Annotated in this window: 19 protein-coding genes and 1 riboswitch; of the genes, 14 read left to right on the forward strand and 5 right to left on the reverse strand. The window is 71.3% G+C overall.

The features are described 5' to 3' along the window. Nucleotides 1-75 precede the first annotated feature (75 nt). Nucleotides 76-148, reverse strand: a riboswitch (cobalamin riboswitch). Between the two features lie 345 nt (nucleotides 149-493). The 5 genes from ileS to LL946_RS14485 all read left to right on the forward strand — a co-directional run bounded on the left by ileS (nucleotide 494) and on the right by LL946_RS14485 (nucleotide 7,338). Further along, a complete protein-coding gene (gene ileS, locus LL946_RS14465; protein WP_404386917.1) occupies nucleotides 494-3,835 on the forward strand; it encodes an isoleucine--tRNA ligase in 3,342 nt (1,113 codons plus the stop codon). 149 nt (nucleotides 3,836-3,984) lie between these two features. Next, nucleotides 3,985-4,887 carry a sterol desaturase family protein gene (locus LL946_RS14470; protein ID WP_404381810.1) on the forward strand — a complete coding sequence of 301 codons (903 nt, stop codon included), beginning with the start codon at nucleotides 3,985-3,987 and terminating at the stop codon, nucleotides 4,885-4,887. Nucleotides 4,888-4,902: 15 nt separating this feature from the next. Beyond that, a complete protein-coding gene (locus tag LL946_RS14475) occupies nucleotides 4,903-5,334 on the forward strand; it encodes a helix-turn-helix domain-containing protein (protein WP_404381812.1) in 432 nt (143 codons plus the stop codon). Nucleotides 5,335-5,464: 130 nt separating this feature from the next. Further along, a complete protein-coding gene (locus LL946_RS14480; RefSeq protein WP_404381814.1) occupies nucleotides 5,465-5,908 on the forward strand; it encodes a VOC family protein in 444 nt (147 codons plus the stop codon). A gap of 38 nt (nucleotides 5,909-5,946) precedes the next feature. Beyond that, nucleotides 5,947-7,338 (forward strand): bifunctional folylpolyglutamate synthase/dihydrofolate synthase, encoded by a 1,392-nt coding sequence (locus LL946_RS14485; RefSeq protein ID WP_404381816.1) that lies wholly within the window; start codon nucleotides 5,947-5,949, stop codon nucleotides 7,336-7,338. Between the two features lie 7 nt (nucleotides 7,339-7,345). Here the strand turns inward: LL946_RS14485 and LL946_RS14490 are convergent, their stop codons facing one another. Beyond that, nucleotides 7,346-8,035, reverse strand: coding sequence for a cation transporter (locus LL946_RS14490; RefSeq protein WP_404381818.1), 690 nt, complete (start codon nucleotides 8,033-8,035; stop codon nucleotides 7,346-7,348). 39 nt (nucleotides 8,036-8,074) lie between these two features. Between LL946_RS14490 and LL946_RS14495 the strand changes: the two genes are divergently transcribed. The 9 genes from LL946_RS14495 to lpdA all read left to right on the forward strand — a co-directional run bounded on the left by LL946_RS14495 (nucleotide 8,075) and on the right by lpdA (nucleotide 17,429). Further along, nucleotides 8,075-8,341, forward strand: coding sequence for a hypothetical protein (locus LL946_RS14495; protein ID WP_404381820.1), 267 nt, complete (start codon nucleotides 8,075-8,077; stop codon nucleotides 8,339-8,341). Further along, nucleotides 8,338-8,742, forward strand: coding sequence for a DUF4233 domain-containing protein (locus LL946_RS14500; protein WP_404381822.1), 405 nt, complete (start codon nucleotides 8,338-8,340; stop codon nucleotides 8,740-8,742). The genes LL946_RS14495 and LL946_RS14500 overlap by 4 nt, the downstream gene beginning before the upstream one ends. A 9-nt stretch (nucleotides 8,743-8,751) precedes the next feature. Continuing rightward, entirely contained in the window at nucleotides 8,752-9,174 is a 423-nt protein-coding gene (ndk, locus tag LL946_RS14505; protein ID WP_404381824.1) for a nucleoside-diphosphate kinase, read from the forward strand. A 182-nt stretch (nucleotides 9,175-9,356) separates the two neighbouring features. Next, a complete protein-coding gene (locus tag LL946_RS14510) occupies nucleotides 9,357-11,456 on the forward strand; it encodes a M14 family zinc carboxypeptidase (RefSeq protein ID WP_404381826.1) in 2,100 nt (699 codons plus the stop codon). Between the two features lie 184 nt (nucleotides 11,457-11,640). Further along, nucleotides 11,641-12,672, forward strand: a complete 1,032-nt coding sequence (locus LL946_RS14515; protein WP_404381828.1) for a rod shape-determining protein — start codon at nucleotides 11,641-11,643, stop codon at nucleotides 12,670-12,672. After that, nucleotides 12,669-13,508: a rod shape-determining protein MreC gene (mreC, locus tag LL946_RS14520; protein WP_404381830.1), complete on the forward strand. Its 840-nt coding sequence runs from the start codon at nucleotides 12,669-12,671 to the stop codon at nucleotides 13,506-13,508. Before LL946_RS14515 ends, mreC begins: the two co-directional genes overlap by 4 nt. Continuing rightward, nucleotides 13,505-13,993 (forward strand): rod shape-determining protein MreD, encoded by a 489-nt coding sequence (gene mreD, locus LL946_RS14525; RefSeq protein ID WP_404381832.1) that lies wholly within the window; start codon nucleotides 13,505-13,507, stop codon nucleotides 13,991-13,993. The genes mreC and mreD overlap by 4 nt, the downstream gene beginning before the upstream one ends. Further along, nucleotides 13,990-16,005 (forward strand): penicillin-binding protein 2, encoded by a 2,016-nt coding sequence (mrdA, locus tag LL946_RS14530; RefSeq protein WP_404381834.1) that lies wholly within the window; start codon nucleotides 13,990-13,992, stop codon nucleotides 16,003-16,005. Before mreD ends, mrdA begins: the two co-directional genes overlap by 4 nt. A gap of 26 nt (nucleotides 16,006-16,031) precedes the next feature. Then, nucleotides 16,032-17,429 (forward strand): dihydrolipoyl dehydrogenase, encoded by a 1,398-nt coding sequence (lpdA, locus tag LL946_RS14535; RefSeq protein WP_404381836.1) that lies wholly within the window; start codon nucleotides 16,032-16,034, stop codon nucleotides 17,427-17,429. 71 nt (nucleotides 17,430-17,500) lie between these two features. On the opposite strand, the gene LL946_RS14540 is transcribed toward lpdA, so the two are convergent. The 4 genes from LL946_RS14540 to LL946_RS14555 form a co-directional block, all read right to left on the reverse strand. Then, nucleotides 17,501-17,896: a VOC family protein gene (locus LL946_RS14540; RefSeq protein ID WP_404381838.1), complete on the reverse strand. Its 396-nt coding sequence runs from the start codon at nucleotides 17,894-17,896 to the stop codon at nucleotides 17,501-17,503. 141 nt (nucleotides 17,897-18,037) lie between these two features. Then, nucleotides 18,038-18,499 (reverse strand): SRPBCC family protein, encoded by a 462-nt coding sequence (locus LL946_RS14545; RefSeq protein WP_404381840.1) that lies wholly within the window; start codon nucleotides 18,497-18,499, stop codon nucleotides 18,038-18,040. Continuing rightward, nucleotides 18,496-18,834 (reverse strand): ArsR/SmtB family transcription factor, encoded by a 339-nt coding sequence (locus LL946_RS14550; protein WP_404381842.1) that lies wholly within the window; start codon nucleotides 18,832-18,834, stop codon nucleotides 18,496-18,498. The genes LL946_RS14545 and LL946_RS14550 overlap by 4 nt, the downstream gene beginning before the upstream one ends. 31 nt (nucleotides 18,835-18,865) lie before the next feature. Further along, nucleotides 18,866-20,290, reverse strand: coding sequence for a pyridoxal phosphate-dependent decarboxylase family protein (locus LL946_RS14555; protein ID WP_404381844.1), 1,425 nt, complete (start codon nucleotides 20,288-20,290; stop codon nucleotides 18,866-18,868). Nucleotides 20,291-20,335: the final 45 nt, after the last annotated feature.

Raw genomic sequence — 20,335 nt, forward strand, 5'->3', positions numbered from 1 at the left:
CGAACCCGGCCACAGGGGCTGTCCGGGCTCCGTCCCGTGACCTCGACGGGTGATGTGGAGCCGCTCGCGCCTGCGGGGCATTCCGGCTCGCCGCCCTCTCGGGAGGCCTACGGTTGCGGGTCAGCGCCGGATTCGGACCGGCTTCCCCCCGCGGACGCGGTTGGTGTCACCGATGCTCGGTGACCGGCCCACTGTAGCGCCATCCGCGCAGCCCTCCGGCAGCCGGTAGACTCACCTCACAGGCGTTCGAGCCGTCATCAGCGGCGAGCCTCCGGAAGAACGGCGTGACCCTCGTGAGAGGGCCGCGCCCACTAGAACCGGACGCGTGGGTCACGTCACGACCTGGAACAAGAGCGGTCGTATGCCGTGGGCCCAGTGGGTGCGCGACGTGCGGCAAGCGAGGTGGCACCGCGGAGGTGACCGTCCGGCAGACGCCGGAGGGCCTTTCGTCCTCGTCCAGACGACGACGCGACGACCCGCAGGAGCCCCCGACATGACCTACCCCAAGGTCTCGAACAGCCAGCCCGGCGCAGCCTTCGGCGTGCCCTCGAGCCCGCGGTTCCCCGAGATCGAGGAGTCGGTGCTCGCCTACTGGGACGCCGACGACACGTTCCGCGCCTCGGTGGAGCAGCGCGAGGCCGGCGAGGACGGTGACAACGAGTTCGTCTTCTACGACGGGCCCCCGTTCGCCAACGGCCTGCCGCACTACGGCCACCTGCTCACCGGCTACGTCAAGGACCTCGTGCCGCGCTACCAGACGATGCGCGGGCGCCGGGTCGAGCGCCGCTTCGGCTGGGACACCCACGGCCTGCCCGCCGAGCTCGAGGCGATGAGCCAGCTCGGCATCAAGACCAAGGACGAGATCGTCGAGCTCGGCATCGAGAAGTTCAACGACGCCTGCCGCTCCTCGGTGCTCAAGTACACCGACGACTGGCGTGAGTACGTCACCCGCCAGGCACGCTGGGTCGACTTCGACAACGACTACAAGACGCTCAACGCGCCCTACATGGAGTCGGTCATCTGGGCGTTCAAGTCGCTGTACGACAAGGGCCTGGTCTACGAGGGCTTCCGGGTCCTGCCCTACTGCTGGAACGACCAGACGCCGCTGTCCAACCACGAGCTGCGGATGGACGACGAGGTCTACCAGATGCGCCAGGACCCGGCGGTCACCGTCGGCTACCTGCTCGACTCCACGGGTTCGGATCCGGTGCTGGACGGCGCGCACCTGCTCGTCTGGACGACGACGCCGTGGACCCTGCCCAGCAACCTCGCGGCGATGGTCGGCTCCGACATCGACTACGTCGTTGTCGAGGCGCCCGTGCCCGACGCCGGCACGACCGCGCGCTACGTCCTCGCGGAGGCGCGGCTGTCCCACTACGCCCGCGAGCTGGGTGAGGACGCGGCCGTGCTCGGTCGCTACAAGGGCTCCGACCTCGTCGGGCGCTCCTACGCGCCGCCGTTCGGCTACTACGCCGGTCACGAGAACGCGTTCAGGATCGTCGCGGCCGACGACGCCGTGACGACCACCGACGGCACCGGCGTCGTCCACACGGCCGGCGCCTTCGGTGAGGTCGACAAGGAGGTCATCGACCGCGAGGGCATCGAGCCGGTCATGCCGGTCGGGGCCGACGGCGCGTTCACGTTCCCGGTCTCGGAGTACGAAGGGATGCTCGTCTTCGACGCCAACGCGCCGATCATCGAGCACCTCAAGGCGGCGACGCGCGGCTCCGGGGAGACCGGTGCGGTCACACCCGGGACCGTGCTGCTGCGCCGCGAGACCTACGACCACTCCTACCCGCACTGCTGGCGCTGCCGTGAGCCCCTCATCTACAAGGGCGTCTCCTCGTGGTTCGTCGAGGTGACGAAGTTCCGGGACCGCATGGTCGAGCTCAACCAGCAGATCCAGTGGGTGCCCGAGCACGTCAAGGACGGGCAGTTCGGACGCTGGCTCGAGAACGCCCGTGACTGGTCCATCACGCGAAACCGGTTCTGGGGCAGCCCTGTTCCCGTGTGGCGCTCGGACGACCCCGAGTACCCGCGGATCGACGTCTACGGCTCCTTCGAGGAGATCGAGCGCGACTTCGGGACGCTGCCGCGCAACGCGCAGGGCGAGCCCGACCTGCACCGGCCCTTCGTCGACGAGCTGACGCGTCCGAACCCGGACGACCCCACCGGACGCTCGACCATGCGCCGGGTCGAGGACGTCATGGACGTCTGGTTCGACTCGGGCTCGATGTCGTTCGCGCAGGTGCACTACCCGTTCGAGAACGCCGAGTGGTTCGAGCACCACTTTCCGGGCGACTTCATCGTCGAGTACATCGGGCAGACCCGCGGCTGGTTCTACACCCTCCACGTCCTCGCGACGGCGCTCTTCGACCGGCCCGCGTTCACGTCGGTGATTTGCCACGGCATCGTCCTCGGCAACGACGGCCAGAAGATGAGCAAGTCGCTGCGCAACTACCCCGACGTGCGCGAGGTCTTCGACCGCGACGGTGCCGACGCGATGCGCTGGTTCCTCATGTCGTCGCCGATCCTGCGCGGTGGCAACCTCATCGTCACCGAGGAGGCCATCCGCGAAGGAGTGCGCCAGGTCCAGATCCCGCTGTGGAACAGCTGGTACTTCTTCACCCTCTACGCCAACGCCTTCGGCGGCGGCGGCGGGGAGGACGACGCCGGCACGAGTGGGTATGCCGCGTCGCGGTCGACCGCGTCCACCGCACCGCTGGACCGCTACCTGCTCGCGAAGCTGCGCCAGCTCGTCGAGACGACGACCGAGCAGCTCGACGGTCTCGACGTCGCCGGTGCGTGCGACTCGATCCGCGGCTTCGTCGACGTGCTCACCAACTGGTACATCCGCCGGTCACGGGAACGCTTCTGGGACACCGGTTCTGACGAGGGCGCAGCTGACACCAGGGCCGCGTTCGACACGCTCTGGACGACCCTCGAGGTGCTCACCCGCGTCACCGCTCCGCTGCTGCCGCTGGTCTCGGAGGAGATCTGGCGCGGGCTCACCGGTGAGCGCTCGGTGCACCTCGCCGACTGGCCCTCCGCTGACGAGCTGCCGTCGGACGACGAGCTCGTCGCCCGGATGGACCAGGCCCGCGCGATCTGCTCGGTCGCGTCGTCGCTGCGCAAGTCCGAGAAGCTCCGTGTGCGCCTGCCGCTGCGCGACCTCACCGTCGTCGTGCCGGACGCCGCCGCCCTCACCGACTTCGCCGGGATCATTTCCGACGAGGTCAACGTCCGCCAGGTCTCGCTGCTCGACCTCGACGCGGCGGGGGAGAGCGACTTCGGCGTGACCCAGAAGCTCACCGTCAACGCCCGTGCGGCGGGCCCGCGTCTCGGCCGCGAGGTGCAGACGGCGATCAAGGGCTCGAAGTCCGGCGACTGGTCGGTGACCGAGGACGGCACCGTCGTCAGCGGCGGCCTCGAGCTCGTCGAGGGCGAGTACTCGCTCGAGACCGTCGTCGAGGGTGGCGGCGAGACCACACGTGCCACCGCGGTGCTGCCCGGCGGTGGGTTCGTCGTGCTGGACACCGAGGTCACGCCGGAGCTCGCCGCCGAGGGCCTGGCCCGCGACGTCATCCGCGCCGTCCAGCAGGCCCGCCGCGAGGCCGGTCTCGACGTCAGCGACCGGATCTCGCTCACCGTCACCGGCTCGCAGGCGGTCTGGGAGGCGACGGTCGCCCACCAGGCGCTCATCGTCGAGGAGACGCTGGCCACCCAGTTCGGCTCCGCGCCCCAGCTCGACGCCCTGCCCCTGCGTGACGGCGTGAGCGTCGCCGAGCTCAGTGACGGCGAGCAGGCCCGGATCCTCGTCACGAAGCTCGGCTGACCGGCATACCCCTCGACTGATTGCCCGTTCCGGCGGATTCCAGCACCGCCAGCCGCCCTCGGTCGGCGCCGGAACGGGCAATCAGTCGCACGGCGGGGTGTGGCGGGGGTTACGGCGGCGAAGGCTACGCGTGAGTAGGGTGCGGCGCCATGGACGGCCCGTGGGAGATCATCAGCGACCCGCTGCACGACCCGGTGGTCTTCGCGCTGCCGTTCTTCGCGCTGTTCATCGTGCTCGAGCTGCTCGCCATCCGGTACCTCGACGACGACGAGGCGCCGAAGCAGGGCTACTCCGCACCTGACACGGCCGCCAACCTCGCGAGCGGGGTCGGATCGGTCGTCATCAACCTCGGTGCCCGCTTCGCCGCGCTCGTCCTCTACTTCGCGCTCTGGTCGGTCGCGCCGTGGCAGCTGGACGCCGGCAACCCGTGGACGTGGGTGTTCACGATCCTCGCCGTCGACCTGCTCTGGTACGCCTACCACCGCGCCAGCCACCGGGTCCGCATCCTCTGGGCCGCGCACCAGGCCCACCACTCGTCGGTCTACTTCAACTACTCCGTGGCCCTGCGCCAGAAGTGGAACCCATGGGGCGAGCTGCTCTTCTGGACGCCGCTGCCGCTGCTCGGCGTGCCGCCGTGGATGATCTTCTTCGCGTTCTCGCTCAACCTCATCTACCAGTTCTGGGTGCACACGGAGACGATCCCCAAGCTGTGGGCGCCGGTCGAGTACGTCCTCAACACCCCGAGCCACCACCGCGTGCACCACGCCAGCCAGAAGAAGTACCTCGACCGCAACTACGGCGGCATCCTCATCGTCTGGGACCGCCTCTTCGGGACCTACGCCGAGGAGGAGGACGTCCCGACCTACGGGCTCACGGTCCCGGTGACGACCCGCAACCCGCTCCGGCTCCAGTACGGCGAGTTCCTCGCGGCCTTCCGTGACGTGCGCGGCGCCCGGTCGTGGCGCGAGCGCGCCGGCTACCTCTTCGCCCCTCCGGGCTGGCGGCCGGGGGAGCCGAACCTGCCGCCGGAGTCAGAGGTCGTCACCCGCTGAACCTAGGCTGGTCGCGTGCCCGAGCCCGTGCGTCGCGTCCCCGGTGACGTCCTCGTCCACCTGCGCCGCGCGCGGGACCACATCGACCGGCACTTCGCCGAGGAGCTCGACCTCGACGAGCTCGCCGCCACGGCGCGGCTGAGCAAGTTCCACTTCCTGCGCTCGTTCGCCACGGTCTACGGCATCACGCCGCTCGCCTACCTCGGCGAGCGCCGGGTGGAGCGCGCCCAGGACCTCCTGCGGACGACGAACCTCACCGTCACCGAGGTCTGCCACGCCGTCGGCTACTCCAGCCTCGGCTCGTTCAGCAGCCGCTTCCGCGACATCGTCGGCGAGACCCCCAGTGCCTTCCAGAGCCGGTATGCCGTCCAGGGCGCGCCCCGGATCCCGGGCTGCTGGGTCTTCATGTCGGGTCTCGTCGAGCGGCGGGCCGACCCGACGACCTGACCACGTCGGGTCGTGTGCCCCAGCGGGACCCCGGGCCCCCGCTGGGACACACATGGCCAACGTGGGCGGACGGCATACGGAGCAATCCGGAAGAAGCACGTCACCGACCCGGCGACCTACCGTCGACCCCATGATCACCAACGTGTCCCTCGTGTCCGTCTGGGTGAAGGATCTCGACGAGTCCCTCGCCTTCTACACCGACGTCCTCGGCTTCGCCGCCGGCGACGACATCGTCCTCGGGGAGGACTTCCGGTGGGTCACCGTGACCCACCCGGCGCAGCCCGAGCTGTCCCTGCACCTCACGACACCGAGCAAGCCGCTCTCCGACGACCTCATCGCGGCGATGCAGCGGGCGCAGCTCGAGGGCGGGCTCCCGGGCGTCGGGCTGCACGTCGACGACTGCCGGCGCACGGTCGCGGAGCTCAAGGCCAAGGGCGTCGAGTTCCTCCAGGAGCCCGAGGACCGGCCCTACGGAGTCGAGGCGCTCATGCGTGACAACTCGGGCAACTGGATGGTCCTCGTCGAGCCGAGGGAGTACACCCCGGAGGACTTCGACGGCGTCTCGTTCGACTGACGGACGAGCCGTTGGCGTGCGGCTGAGAGAATGGCCGCATGTCACCGGCTCCCGACTCGTCCCAGCGCGAGGCTGCGCGCACCCTCGAGATCACCAAGCGCCTCCGCGAGGTCGAGGAGTCGATCCTCGCGAGGACACCCGAGCACGACCTCGAACCCTCGCTCGACCGCATCCGGGCCGTCATGGAGCTGGCCGGAGACCCCCAGCACACCTATCCGGTCATCCACCTCACCGGCACCAACGGCAAGACGACGACGGCGCGGGTCGTCGAGTCGCTGCTGCGCGAGATGGGGCTCAAGACAGGGCGGTTCACGTCGCCGCACCTCCACACGATGCTCGAGCGCATCGCCATCGGCGGGCGAAACATCGAGGCAGAGAAGTTCCTGCGCGCCTACGACGAGGTCATCGGCCTGATCGACCTCGTCGACGCGAAGTCGGTCGCCGAGGGTGAGCCCCGGATGACCTACTTCGAGGTGCTCGTGGCGGTGGCCTACGTCGCGTTCGCCGACGCCCCCGTCGACGTCGCCATCGTCGAGGTCGGCATGGGCGGGAGCTGGGACGCCACCAACGTCGCCGACGGCGTGGTCTCGGTCATCACCCCGATCGCGCTCGACCACCAGCACTTCCTCGGGAGCACCGAGACCGACATCGCGCTGGAGAAGTCCGGGATCATCAAGGCCGGCAGCATCGCGGTCTCCGCAGAGCAGGCCGACCCTGCGGTCGCGGCGATCCTGCTCGAGCGGGCGCAGGAGGTCGACGCCCAGCTCGCGGTCGAGGGGGAGCAGTTCGGCATCGAGGCCGGCGACGTCGCCGTCGGAGGCCAGGCGCTGTCGGTTCGCGGGCTCGCGGCGACCTACGAGGACCTCTTCCTGCCCTTCCACGGCACCCACATGGCGCAGAACGCCGCGGTCGCCATCGCCGCCGTCGAGGCCTTCCTCGGTGGCGGGGAGCAGCCGCTCGACATCGACGTCCTCAAGGCAGGGCTGGCGGCGGCGACGTCGCCCGGTCGCCTCGAGGTCGTGCGTCGCAGCCCCACCGTCCTCGTCGACGCTGCCCACAACCCGGCCGGTGCCCGCGCCCTGCGCGACGGGCTGGAGGAGGCGTTCACGTTCACCAGGCTCGTCGGCGTCGTCTCGATCCTCAAGGACAAGGACGCCACCGAGATGCTCGAGATCCTCGAGCCGGTCCTCGACGAGGTCATCGTCTCGCGCACGACCTCCCCGCGCGCCATGCGACCGAACGACCTCGGCGAGATCGCCAAGGGCGTCTTCGGCGAGTCGCGGGTCACGGTGGTCGACGACCTGCCGGACGCCCTCGACCGTGCCGCGGGCATCGCCGACCAAGCCGGTGTCGGCGGGGGTGTCCTCGCGACCGGCTCGGTCATCACCGCGGCCGAGGTGAGGATGCTCCTCGGCGTCACCGACGTCTGACGGCCCCTCAGTCGAACTCGTCGCCGGCGAGCGCCTTCGCGGCGAGGTGCTCCTCGCTCGCCACCTCCCACACCTCGGCGGCCGCATGGACCCCGAGCGCCACGATGCCGAGGCCGAGCAGCAGGTCCGGCCAGCCCGATCCGGTGAGTGCGGTCACCGCGCCCATCGCGATGATCGCGAGGTTGACCAGCACGTCGTTACGGGCCGACAGGTACGCCGCCCGCGACAGGCTCCCGCCGGCGTGCCGCACGCGGGCGAGCAACCACGCGCAGAGCCCGTTGACCAGAGCGGCCGACCCCGCCGTCACGACGAGCCAGCCGACGTCCGGGGGCGTCGGGTCGCCCCACTTCGTCACCGCCTGCCAGACCGCCGCGGCGGCCGGCACGAGCAGGATCCCGGCCATGGTCTTGCCGGCGATCGCACGGTGCCGGGCCCCCCATCCCAGGGCGAGCGCGATGAGCAGGTTGACCGCCGTGTCCTCGAGGAAGTCGACGCTGTCGGCGAAGAGCGAGACCGACCCGATCCCCAGGGCCACTGCGACCTCGACCCAGAACCAGGCGAAGTTGAGCCCGGCGACGGTGAGCACGACCCGGCGCAGCGAACTCGGCAGAAGGCGCGGCCCCTCGGGCCGTGAGCGCGGCCCCTCGGGCCGTGAGGGCGAGGGCGACGTCGGACCGGAGTCGGGTGGGAGGGGCACCGGTCCATCCAACCAGCGCGTCCGGCATACCCTCGTGCCATGACCCCGTTCAGCCGGCTGCTCCTCGTCGTCGTCATCGCGGTGGTGGTGTTCTGGCTCGTCATGCGGTTGCGTGACAGCACGCGGCGCGACCGGGTGAGCTTCCGTCCCGTCGAGGACCTGCCCCTCGAGGTGCAGCAGTCCATCGACCACGCGCTCGCCCACGACAAGAAGGTGACCGCGATCAAGCTCTACCGCGAGGCGACCAAGGCGCCGCTCGACGCCGCCAAGGCAGCCATCGACGTGCGCGAGTGGAAGCGCGGATGAGCCGCCTTCCGCTCACCGGCAGGCTCGGTACGTTCACCTGGCGGATGCTCGCGATGGTGCTCGGCAGCCAGGGTGTCGTCATTCTCCTCGGCGCCCTCGTCGCCCGCGGCACGGCTCTGGCCGAGGGGGCCGGCAACGCCCGGACGCTGCTCTGGCTCGGGGTGGGACTCGCCGTGCTCGCCTTCGTCGGAGCGGGTCTCATGCGCGGCCCGCTGGGTCTGCCGGTCGGCTGGCTCGTCCAGGTCCTCACCTGGGCCAGCGCCGTCGTCGTGCCCCCGATGATCGGCGTCGGCCTCGTCTTCACCGGCCTCTGGGTCCTGTGCCTCGTCAAGGGCCGCCAGATCGACGCCATGATGGCGGCCCGGGAGTCCGGCGCCTCCGACGCCGAGGCCGCTCGCTAGGCTGCCCGCGTGACCATCGAACGCTCGCTCGTCCTCGTCAAGCCTGACGGCTACGCCCGCGGTCTCTCCGGGGAGGTGCTGCGCCGCATCGAGGCCAAGGGCTACACCCTGGCCGCGCTCGCGGTGACCACGCCGACCCGCGAGATGCTCGCCCAGCACTACGCCGAGCACGAGGGCAAGCCGTTCTACGAGCCGCTGCTCGAGTTCATGTCCTCCGGCCCCGTCACGGCGGCCGTCATCGAGGGCCACGGCTGCATCCCCGGCTTCCGGGCGCTCGCCGGCGCGACCAACCCGACGGAGGCCGCCCCGGGCAGCATCCGCGGCGACCTGGGCCGCGACTGGGGCGAGAAGGTCCAGAAGAACATCGTCCACGGCTCGGACTCCCCGGAGTCGGCCGAGCGCGAGATCGGCATCTGGTTCCCCTCTCTCTGACGCCGCCCGCACCCACTTCTCGGTATGCCGGCCCACGCTGAGCGTGGGACCCGCGCGCACCAGCGCGCGTGGCACACCTGTGTCGCGGCCCCGAACGCTCGACGAGCGGACTCGCGGGTAGCGCCCTAGGTTGAGGCGCGGTGGCCCGACAGGGTCCGCCTCCCTCCACCGAAGGAGCCAGCATGAGGATCACTCGAGTCGGGCCGGGGGTGGTGTCAGCGGTCGCGCTGGTGGCCGCCGGCCTTGCCGGTGCCGGCGTCGCCACCGCGGCGCCACAACCCAGTGCCCAGGACGACAAGGTGCAGATCGTCACCGTCCAGGCGTCCACGCAGAAGGAACGGTCCGCGGTCGACGCCCTGGGCCTCGACACCACCGAGCACGCCGACGAGCACGGCGTCGACGTCGTCCTGCACGGAGCGGCGGACGTGGCGCGCCTGCGGGCCTCCGGCAAGAAGTGGACCGTCAAGGTCGCCGATCTCGCCGCCGTCGAGCGCGCCAACGCCAAGAAGGACAAGGCCTACGCCGCGCGCGTCGCCGAGTCCGAGCTGCCGAGCGGCCGCACGAGCTACCGGACCCTGGCCGACTACAACGCCGAGATGACGGCCCTCGCCGCGAAGTACCCCACCCGGGTCAAGCCGCTCACGCTGCCCAACACCTCGGTCCTCGGCAAGCCGGTCCACGGCATCGAGATCACCGACGACGCGGCCAACACCAAGGACGGCAAGCCCGTCTTCCTCATCATGGGGGCCCACCACGCCCGCGAGTGGCCCTCCTCCGAGCACGCGATGGAGTTCGCCTACGACCTGCTCGAGAGCGGCGACGCCCGCAACGCCGGGCTGCTCCAGGGCATGCGCACGATCGTCGTGCCCGTGGTCAACGTCGACGGCTTCGAGATCTCGCGCTCGGCGGCACCGCTGGGCGACTTCTCCACCTTCGACTACGAGATGAAGCGCAAGAACTGCTCGATCAGCCTCCGGACGCCGGACGCGGACCGGACCGGGCCGTGCGACGCCAACCCGGCCGGCCGCCTGCGCGGCACCGACCCAAACCGCAACTACCCGGGTTTCTGGGGTGGGCCCGGCGCCTCGACCTACTGGAAGAGCGACACCTACCGGGGCGACGCCCCCGGCAGTGAGCCCGAGGTCGACAACATCCGCGAGCTCGTGAGCAGCCGCCAGGTGACGACCCTCATCACCAACCACACCTACAGCAACCTCGTCCTGCGTCCGCCGTCGCTGGCCTCGACCGGCTTCAGCCCCGATGAGATCCAGTACCGCGCGCTCGGTGCCGACTTCGCCGCCCACAACGGCTACGCCAACATCCCCTCCTTCGGCCTCTACGACACCTCCGGCTCGACCGAGGACTGGAGCTACTGGAACACCGGTGGCTACGGGTTCACCTTCGAGATCGGCACCGAGGGCTTCCACCCGGCCTTCGAGACCGGCGTCGTCGCCGAGTACGCCGGTCTGGCACCCGCTGCGGGAGCCGGGCTGGGAGGGAACCGGGAGGCCTACTACCGGGCCGCCGCTGCCGCCATGGACCCGACGATGCACTCGACGATCACGGGCAAGGCCCCGGCCAACACCACGTTGACCGTGAGCAAGTCCTACGTCGGCACGACCTCCCCGGTCATCCAGCCCGACGGCACCGTGGGCGACCCGATCCCGTACACGGACACGCTGACCTCGTCCCTCGCAGGCAAGGGCGGTGCCTTCTCGTGGGCGGTCAACCCGTCGACGCGTCCCCTCGTCGTCGGCCGCTACGGCCGCGACGCCCAGGGCCCGCCGCAGCCGAGCTCGGCGATCACCAACCCGGCAGGGGTCCCCGCACCGGGCTCCTCGGAGTCCTCCGAGGTCACCATCACCGGCATGCCGACGTACGACAACGGCAAGGTCGTCTTCACCTTCGGCTGGGAGGGCCCCAACCCCGACCCGAACGTCGACTGGGACTTCTACGTCTACGACGCTGCCGGCAACCAGGTGGCCTCGGCGGCGACGTTGGCCAACCCCGAGGTCGCGGCGGCGCTCGACCCGGTGCCCGGCACCTACACGGTCGAGGCGGTGAACTACGGCGGCGGGTCCGACGCCGACTGGAGCGGCACGATGTCGTTCGAGTCCCCGGTCCCGGCCTACGAGTCCGGCGACAAGGAGACGTGGAACCTCACCTGCACCACCAAGCAGGGCAAGGTGCTCGGCTCCCGCAGCATCGTCGTCGACCGCGGCCAGGCCGTGGACGTCGGCAACCCGTGCAACCGGGCGAAGGTGACCTCGAGCAACGAGTGAGCTCGCCCTGACCGACAGCACGACCAGGTATGCCGTCCGCCCACCCGAGCGGACGGCATACCTGCGTCTGGGGTCCCGTTGCGACGGCAACTCCGGTGGCCCTGCCGTCGGACTGCCGGACGCAAGGCGTGGGAGCGCGTGTTGGGCCGAGGACGCGAGCGCTGTCGCGCGTAGCATCGCGAGCGTGGCTGGACTGAACCGGTGGACGGGTGGGCGAGACCTCGCCATCGACCTCGGGACGGCCAACACGGTGATCTACGAGCGCGGCCGCGGGGTCGTCCTCGACGAGCCCTCCGTCGTCGCGATGCGGGCCGGAACCAGCGAGCTCCTCGCGGCCGGGCACCGTGCCAAGGAGATGCTCGGCCGGACGCCTGACTCGGTCACCGCCGTCCGGCCGCTGCGCGACGGGGTCATCTCCGACGCCGACGTCACCGAGCGGATGCTGCGCTGGTTCGTCGACCAGGTGGCGCCCTCGCGGATCTTCCGTCCACGGATGGTGGTCTGCGTCCCGAGCGACATCACGAGCGTCGAGCGACGTGCCCTCGAGGACTCGACGCTGCGCTCCGGCGCCCGCCGGGTCCACGTCATCGAGGAGCCGATGGCTGCGGCCATCGGGGCCGGGCTGCCGGTCGAGGAGACGATGGCCTCGATGGTCGTCGACCTCGGTGGCGGCACGACCAACGTGGCCGTCATCAGCCTCGGCGGCATCGTCACGAGCCGCTCGATCCGCACGGGCGGGGACGAGGTCGACGAGGCGATCATCGCCCACGTGAAGTCCGAGTACTCGCTCCTCCTGGGGGAGCGCAGCGCCGAGCAGATCAAGGTGGCCGTCGGGTCGGCCTTCCCGCTGCGCGAGGAGCTCAGCGAGCGCGTGCGTGGTCGCGACCTCGTCACCGGGCTGCCCCGGACCGTCGCGATCTCGTCGGCGGAGGTCCGTCGGGCGATCGAGGCGCCGGTCCTGCAGATGGTCGAACTCGCGCGGGCCGTGCTCGACGTCTGCCCGCCCGAGCTGGCCGGCGACGTCCTCGAGCGCGGGGTGACGCTCACCGGCGGGGGAGCCCTGCTCCGGGGGCTCGCCGAGCGGATGCACCACGAGCTCGGCGTGCCCGTGATGGTCGCCGACGACCCACTGCGCGCCGTGGCTCGCGGCGCGGGTCGGTGCGTCGAGGAGTTCGACACCCTGCACCGCGTCCTCGTCGACAACCGCCGGCTGTGAGGGGCGACGCGCGGGACCGCCGCCGGCGTCGCCTCCTCGCGCTCGCCGTGGTCGTCACCTGTGCGCTGCTGCTCGTGGACCTCGTGGGGGGACCCGGGTCCGGCCTGCTCCGCCGGGGAGCCGCCACCGTGCTCGGTCCGCTCGAGCGCGTCCTCGCACCCGCAGGCCGCGCGAGCGAGGACGAGCTCCGCCGCGACAACGAGGACCTGCACAGCGCGCTGCGGGAGGCAGAGGTGACCGCCCGGGGGGCCGCCGAGCTGTCAGCACTCCTGTCCTCGCCGTCGACGACTGGGGCGCGGGTCGTGCCCGCCCGGGTCGTGGGCGTGGGGGCGCCGGGTCCGCAGGGGGTCGTCCGCGTGACCATCGACGTCGGCAGCCGCGACGGGGTCGACGTGGACCGCACCGTCGTCGCCTCGGGCGGCCTCGTCGGCCGCGTGGCGTCGGTTGCTCCGTGGACGAGCGACGTGCTCGTCGTCGGAGGTCCCGACGTCGTCGTCGGAGCGCGGGTCGGCGCGGGTGGCGCGCTCGCGACCGTGGGTGGCTCGGCCGCGCCGGTCGCCGGCCGCGACGCGGGCGAGCTCGGGCTCGCGCTGGTCGAGACCGGTTCCCTCGCAGTCGGTGACGAGGTCCGGACCCTCGGGAGCATCGACGGACGACCGTTCGTGCCGGGCGTCCTCGTGGGCACGGTGACCGAGGTCGAGCCGCAGCGGGGCCGGCTGGCACCGTCGGGCGTCGTCCGCCCGGCGGTCGACGTCGGGACGCTGTCCGTGGTCGGTGTGTTGCTCTCCGAGCCTCGGTCCACCCCGCGTGCGGCCGCCACCGGGGGAGCACCGTGACGCCGTCCGGAGCGGTGGCCAGGGCTGCGCTCCTCCTCCTGGGTGCGGTCCTCGGCGTCACCCTCGCGGCACGCCACCTCGCCCCGCTGCCCGATCTCGTGCTCGTCGTCGTCGTGTCGGCCGCGCTGCGGGCGGGTCCTCGCGTGGGCCTGCTGTCGGGCCTGGTGGGCGGATGGCTCCTCGACCTGCTCCCGCCGGGTTCCGCCGTCCTCGGGACCCAGGCCCTCCTGTATGCCGTCTGCGGCCTCGCCGTGGGGGCGTTGCGCCGTCCCGGCCCGGTCTCGGTGGTGTGGGTCGCCGTCGTCATCGCGGGAGCGGCCGGTGGGCTGGAGGTCGTGCGAGCCCTGCTCGCCCTGGCCCAGGGCGTCCCCGTCGACGCCGTGTCGTCGCTGCTGCGCGTCGTCGCCACGGCGACGGTGGGGATGGTCGTCGTGCCGTTCGTCGGCGCGATCGAGCGCCGGTCCGAGCGACGGCGGTTCGCGTGACCGAGGTGGGGCTGAGGCCACGGGACGGGTCCGGGCACCTCGGCCGTTTCGTCGCCGTGGCCGCCGTCGTCGGGCTCCTGTTCGTCGTCCTCTTCGGCCGCCTGGCGCAGGTGCAGCTGACGGAGCACTCGGACTACACCGCCGCGGCTGCCCGGCTCAACACCCGCGAGGTCGTCGTGCCGGCGGTGCGTGGCCGGATCCTCGACCGCACCGGCAAGGCCCTCGCCGACAACACCTCGGTCACCGTCGTCACCCTCGAACGCCGCGTGGTCGCCGAGAGCGAGGACGGCGCCCGAGCGCTCCTGGCACGGGTGGCTCGAGCGGTCGACCGGCCGCTCGACGAGCTGCTGGCCCGCACACACCTGTGCGGTGAGGAGGGCGCTCCACCGGCACCGGCGTGCTGGGCCGGCTCTCCCCAGGTCCCGATCCCCGTCGCCGCAGGGGTCGACCCCCAGCGGGCCCTCAGCCTGGTCGAGCGCCCGGACGAGTTCCCGGGCATCGCGGTGGAGGCGGTGCCGGTGCGCCGCTACCCGGCGCCCTTGGGGGTCAACGCGGCGCACGTCCTCGGCTACCTCGGACGGGCGACGCAGGAGGAGGTCACCGGCTCGTCGGGTGCCGTCACCGCGGACGATCTCGTCGGCCGGGCAGGCCTAGAGCAGCAGTACGACACGCTCCTGCGAGGCACCCCGGGCGGGACGGTCGTGTCCGTCGACCCACGTGGCCTGGTGACCGGCGTCGTGTCGCGCGTCGACCCGATCCCGGGTCGCGACCTCGTCACCAGCATCGATGCGGGCGTGCAGGCGGCGACCGAGAGGGCTCTGGCGCGCGAGATGGCGGCGGCCCGCAAGCGGGGGCAACCCGCGGACTCCGGCGGCGCCGTGGTGCTCGACGTGGCCACCGGCCAGGTGGTGGCGTCGGCGAGCGCACCCACCTACGACCCCAACGTGTGGACCGGGGGCATCTCGGCCAAGCAGTACGCCGCGCTCACCGGACCCACCGCCGGCACGCCGCTGCTCTCGCGGGTCACCGGCTCCGCCATGGCGCCGGCCTCCACGCTCAAGGCCCTGAGCGTCCCGGCGGCCGTGGCGGCCGGCAACTCGCTCGAGCGGACCTACGAGTGCGGGTCGAGCTACCGGATCGGCAACCGGTCGTTCCGCAACTTCGAGTCGCGCGGCTACGGGCCCATCACCTTCCACAGGGCGCTCGAGGTGTCGTGCGACACCGTGTTCTACGACGTCGCCTACCGCTCGTGGCTGGCGCTCGGCGGGCTCGAGGGCAAGGACGCGAAGGACCCGTTCATCGCGACCGTCCGGGACTTCGGGCTCGGCGCCCGCACCGGCATCGATCTCCCGGACGAGAGCGCCGGGCGCATCCCCGACCGCACCTGGAAGCGGCAGGTCTGGGAGGACACCAGGGACGAGACGTGCGCGAGGGCGAAGTCCGGCTACCCGGAGGTCGCGCGCGACGACCCGACCCGGGCGGCATACCTCACCTCGCTCGCGCGCGAGAACTGCGAGAGCGGCGCGCAGTTCCGCGCGGGCGACGCGGCGAACTTCTCGATCGGTCAGGGCGACGTCGCCACGACCCCGCTCCAGATGGGCGTCGCCTACGCCGCCATCGCCAACGGGGGAGTGGTGCGGGCACCTCGGGTGGGCGTGCGGGTCGTGGACCCGGTCTCGGGTGCGGAGGAGGCCATCGAGGCGGGGGCCTCGCGCCGGGTCGCCGTGCGCAGCGACGTCATGGCCTACGTGCGCGCGGCCCTGCGGGCGGTGGTCGTCAGCGGCACCGGTGCGCAGGCGTTCGCCGGCCTGCCCGCCGACTGGCCGGTGTCGGGCAAGACCGGGACGGCCGAGGTGTTCGACCGGTCCGACACGTCGTGGTTCCTCTCGTGGGCGCCGAGCACCAGACCGCGGTATGCCGTGTCCGTCGCCGTGAGCCAGGGAGGCCACGGCAGCACGACGGCAGCGCCGGTCGCGCGCTCGATCCACGAGGCACTCCGCGTCATGCGGTGATCGGGCCGCCCACTAGGCTTTGGACCATGGCTGACTTCGATCTCGTTGTTCTCGGTGCCGGTCCCGGTGGCTACGTCGCGGCGATCCGCGCCTCGCAGCTGGGTCTCAAGGCTGCCGTCGTGGAGTCCAAGTACTGGGGCGGCGTCTGCCTCAACGTGGGCTGCATCCCGTCCAAGGCGCTCATCAAGAACGCCGAGCTCGCGTACGTGCTGCAGCACGACAAGGCGAAGTTCGGCATCGAGGGTGACGCGACGATGTCCTACGCCCCGACCCACAAGCGCTCGCGCCAGGTGTCGGACGGCATCGTCAAGGGCGTCCACTACCTCATGAAGAAGAACAAGATCGAGGAGATCGACGGGTGGGGCACGCTCACCAGCCCGAGCTCGATGGACGTCGCGCTCAACTCGGGGGACAAGCGCACCATCACCTTCGACAAGCTCATCATCGCCACCGGCGCCGTGACCCGCATGCTCCCCGGCATGCAGGTCTCGAAGAACGTCGTCACCTACGAGGAGCAGATCCTCACCGACGAGCTCCCGGGCTCGATCGTCATCGCGGGCTCGGGCGCCATCGGCGTCGAGTTCGCCTACGTCATGAAGAACTTCGGTGTCGACGTGACGATCGTCGAGTTCCTCGACCGCATGGTGCCCACCGAGGACGCCGACGTGTCCAAGGAGCTCCTCAAGCACTACAAGAAGCTCGGCGTCAAGGTCCTCCTGTCGACCAAGGTCGACGGCGTCGAGGACACCGGCTCCGCCGTCAGGGTCACGGTCTCCCCGGCCGCCGGCGGTGACTCCCAGATCCTCGAGGCCGACAAGTTCCTCTCCGCCATCGGCTTCGCCCCCCGGCTCGAGGGCTACGGCCTCGAGTCGACCGGCGTCAAGGTCAGCGAGCGGGGCGCGATCGAGATCGACGACCACTGCCGCACCAACGTCGAGAACGTCTACGCGATCGGCGACTGCACCGGCAAGCTCATGCTCGCGCACGTCGCCGAGGCGCAGGGCGTCGTCGCCGCCGAGACGATGGCCGGGGCCGAGACCATGCCGGTCGAGTACGACTTCGTCCCGCGGGCGACCTACTGCCACCCGCAGATCGGCTCGTTCGGCTACTCCGAGGCGCAGGCCAGGGAGAAGGGCTACGACGTCAAGACCGCGATGTTCCCCTTCAGCGCCAACGGCAAGGCCATGGGCCTGGGCGACGCGGTCGGCTTCGTCAAGATCGTCGCCGACGCCAAGCACAACGAGATCCTCGGCGCCCACATGATCGGCCCGGACGTCACCGAGCTCCTCCCGGTCCTCACCCTCGCGCAGAAGTGGGACCTCACCGCCGACGAGGTGTCGCGCAACGTCTTCGCGCACCCGACGCTGTCCGAGTCGGTCAAGGAGGCCATCGAGGGCATCGCCGGGCACATGATCAACCTCTGAGCGAGCGGCCTTGTGCCGCAAGCTTGCTCGTATGCCGTCCGCGCACGTCGCGCGGACGGCATACGGCGTTCTCAGCCCATCCCGGTCCCGAGGTTGAGGATATTGCCGTCGGGGTCGCGGAACCAGACGCTGCGGAACGAGGTGTCGCCCATCGACATCGTCGCGACCCCGTCCTCCCACTCCGTCTCGGGCATGTCGTAGGTCTCGAAGGTCACGCCCTTGCCGCGCAGGTCGGAGATCTGCTGGTCGAACGCGCCCTCGGGCACCTCCATCATCATCGCGGTCGCCTGGTTGGTGCCGGCGAACTCGGACTCGTAGACGAACAGCCCTCCGGAGCCAGCCTTGTAGGCGACGCCACCGGGCATGTCGGGTCCGGGCGCGAGGCCGAGGACGCCCTCGTAGAACTCACGGGCCTGCCCGAGGTCCTTGACGGCCAGCGTGGGGACAGGCGTGTGGTCACCGATCATGGTTGCTCCACGGGCGGACCGGGCGCCCTTCGCACGGTTGGCCCACCGTCGAGCGTAGGAGTGCGTGGCCCTCGCCGCCATGAGTCGAACTGGTCCCTGCCCTGGTCACGCCGGGCCACCCCGTCATGACGTCGGCTCCCCTCAGGCGTTCTCGGGCATGAGGTCCGCCCGGGGCAGCGGAGCGCCGGTCTCGAGGAGGGTCTTGAGCGAGTCGAGGATCCAGACCCAGCCGTCCCTGACGTTCTCGGAGGTCAGGGGGGACTGCTCGAGAGCGCTGTGGGTGAGCCGCAGGTGGGTGAGCCGGTCGCCGGCGCGGGTCAGCTCCCAGGCGACTCGGCTGGGCGGCTCCGCGGCGAGCTCGACGTCGTACACGGGGTGCCACGTGTGGACGAGCCGGTGTGGCGGGTCGACAACCTCCACGACGCCGTCGACCGCGGTGCGTCCATCGGGGAGGCTCGTGTGGAAGGGCTCGCCGGCGACGGGCGGGGTCTCCCAGTGGGTGGCGTGGAAGTACTGACGGGTCGACTCGGGGTCGGTGAGGGCTCGCCACACCTCCTCGACCTCGGCGCGGATGTAGACCTGGTAGACGTGCTGGGCGGTCATGGCTGCTCCTTGGCGGTGGTGCTCTCCGCGGCGCTCTTGAGGTCGAGCATGGCGCGGGTGAAGGGTTGCGCGTACTTGCTGACCCAGCGGTCGGCGATCTGCGCGATGGGGACCGGGTTGAGGTGGTGGTGCTTCTCCCGGCCGGTCCACTCGGTCGTGACGAGGCCGGCGTCGGTGAGCACGGTGAGGTGCTTCGTCACCGCGAACCGGGTCACGTGGGGGAAGAGGGCGACGAGCTCGCCGACGGTCTGCCCGTCGGTCTCGAAGAGCGCGTCGAGGAGCGCGCGGCGCGTGGGGTCCGCGAGCGCCCGGAAGACGACCTGCTCCTCATCCACCCGACCATTATGTGACCATATGGTCACATGATCAAGACCTGCCTCGGACTGCTCGGTATGCCGTGAGGACGGCGTCCGCACTCCGGTCCGCCTCCTCCTCGTCGGTCTCGAAGCCGATGATGGAGAACCGCATGGCTTCGAGACCCTGCCAGGACGTGCCGCCGGTGAAGCACACCCCGTCGGCGCGAATCTGCGCGATCGTCTCGCGCGTCACGCGGTCACCTTCGTTGTCTGTGAGGTCTGCGCCGAAGCGGAGGAGGACCTGGTTGAGCCCGACGTCGTTGAGCACCTCGACGCCGGGTTCGGCGCGGAGCCGGTCCGCCACGAGGCGGGCGCAGGCGCAGTGGCGGTCCACCATCTCCTCGATCCCGTCCCGGCCGAGGGTGCGGATCATCGCCCAGGTCGCGAACCCTCGGGCGCGGCGGGACAGCTCGGGCACGAAGTGCGACGGGTCGCGGTCGCCGGTGTCCGTCGTGGGCAGGTAGCTCGCCGCGATCGTCATGGCGCGTTGGTGGGCCTCGGAGTCGCGGACGACGACGAAGCCGCAGTCGTAGGGGGTCTGCAGCCACTTGTGGCCGTCGACCGCCCAGGAGTCGGCGCGGTCGACCCCCTCGGTGAGTCCTCGGGTGCGTTGCGACGTACGGGCCCACAGCCCGAAGGCCCCGTCGACGTGGACCCACGCGCCCGCCTCCTTGGCGGCGGGTACGAGCGCGGCGAAGGCGTCGAAGGCCCCGGTGTTGATCTGCCCTGCCTGGAGGATGACGATGGCCGGACGGGCTACCCGTCCCAGCTCGGCCAGGGCGTCCGCCACGAGGATCCGGCCCTGGCCATCGACCGGCAGCCGCACGACGCGGTCGCGACCGAGACCGAGAAGCTGGAGCGCGGCATACACCGTCGCATGGGCCTCCCCGCCGATGAGCGCCGTGACGGGTGGTGCACCGAAGAGGCCGTCGGCCTCGACGTCCCAGCCGGCCTCTCGCAGGACGGCAGTGCGCGCAGCGCCGAGGGCGGTGAAGTTCGCCATGGTCGCGCCGGTGACGAAGCCGACCGACGCCTCGCGCGGGAGGTCGAGCAGCTCGAGCAGCCAGCCGGCGGCCACGCTCTCGGCGGCTGACGCCGCTGGTGACGCCTGGTGGTTCCCGGCGTTCTGCCCCCAGGCGCTGGTGAGCCAGTCGGCCGCGACACCGGCGGGGTGCGACCCGCCGATGACCCAGCCGAAGAACCGGGGCCCGGTCGGCGTCATGAGGCCCGGGTCGGCGAGCCGCACGAGGTCCCCGAGGACCTCGCCCGGGTCGCTGCCGGTCTCGGGCAGTGGTGCAGTGAAGCCACGCAGGGAGGTGGCGTAGTCCTCCTGCGGAGCCGCGGCGCGATGGGGTATGTCGTGCCGGAACGCGATGGCTGCCTCGCACGCGCGTCGCCACAGCGGCGCGATGCTCTCGGGTGGGGTCCTCGACATGCAGCGCAGTGTCCTCCCGGTCGGGCGAGCGCGCCAGCAGTCGCG

This window comes from Knoellia locipacati, from assembly GCF_044791685.1.
Taxonomy (GTDB): Bacteria; Actinomycetota; Actinomycetes; order Actinomycetales; family Dermatophilaceae; genus Knoellia; species Knoellia locipacati_A.

What these genes read in the sequence shown, in the direction of transcription:
- LL946_RS14470 (WP_404381810.1), top strand. Translation starts at nt 3,985, where the DNA reads ATGGACGGCCCGTGGGAGATCATCAGCGACCCGCTGCACGACCCGGTG.
- LL946_RS14540 (WP_404381838.1), bottom strand. Translation starts at nt 17,896, where the DNA reads ATGATCGGTGACCACACGCCTGTCCCCACGCTGGCCGTCAAGGACCTC.
- LL946_RS14485 (WP_404381816.1), top strand. Translation starts at nt 5,947, where the DNA reads ATGTCACCGGCTCCCGACTCGTCCCAGCGCGAGGCTGCGCGCACCCTC.
- LL946_RS14510 (WP_404381826.1), top strand. Translation starts at nt 9,357, where the DNA reads ATGAGGATCACTCGAGTCGGGCCGGGGGTGGTGTCAGCGGTCGCGCTG.
- lpdA (WP_404381836.1), top strand. Translation starts at nt 16,032, where the DNA reads ATGGCTGACTTCGATCTCGTTGTTCTCGGTGCCGGTCCCGGTGGCTAC.
- LL946_RS14500 (WP_404381822.1), top strand. Translation starts at nt 8,338, where the DNA reads ATGAGCCGCCTTCCGCTCACCGGCAGGCTCGGTACGTTCACCTGGCGG.
- LL946_RS14545 (WP_404381840.1), bottom strand. Translation starts at nt 18,499, where the DNA reads ATGACCGCCCAGCACGTCTACCAGGTCTACATCCGCGCCGAGGTCGAG.
- LL946_RS14555 (WP_404381844.1), bottom strand. Translation starts at nt 20,290, where the DNA reads ATGTCGAGGACCCCACCCGAGAGCATCGCGCCGCTGTGGCGACGCGCG.
- LL946_RS14495 (WP_404381820.1), top strand. Translation starts at nt 8,075, where the DNA reads ATGACCCCGTTCAGCCGGCTGCTCCTCGTCGTCGTCATCGCGGTGGTG.
- LL946_RS14480 (WP_404381814.1), top strand. Translation starts at nt 5,465, where the DNA reads ATGATCACCAACGTGTCCCTCGTGTCCGTCTGGGTGAAGGATCTCGAC.
- ileS (WP_404386917.1), top strand. Translation starts at nt 494, where the DNA reads ATGACCTACCCCAAGGTCTCGAACAGCCAGCCCGGCGCAGCCTTCGGC.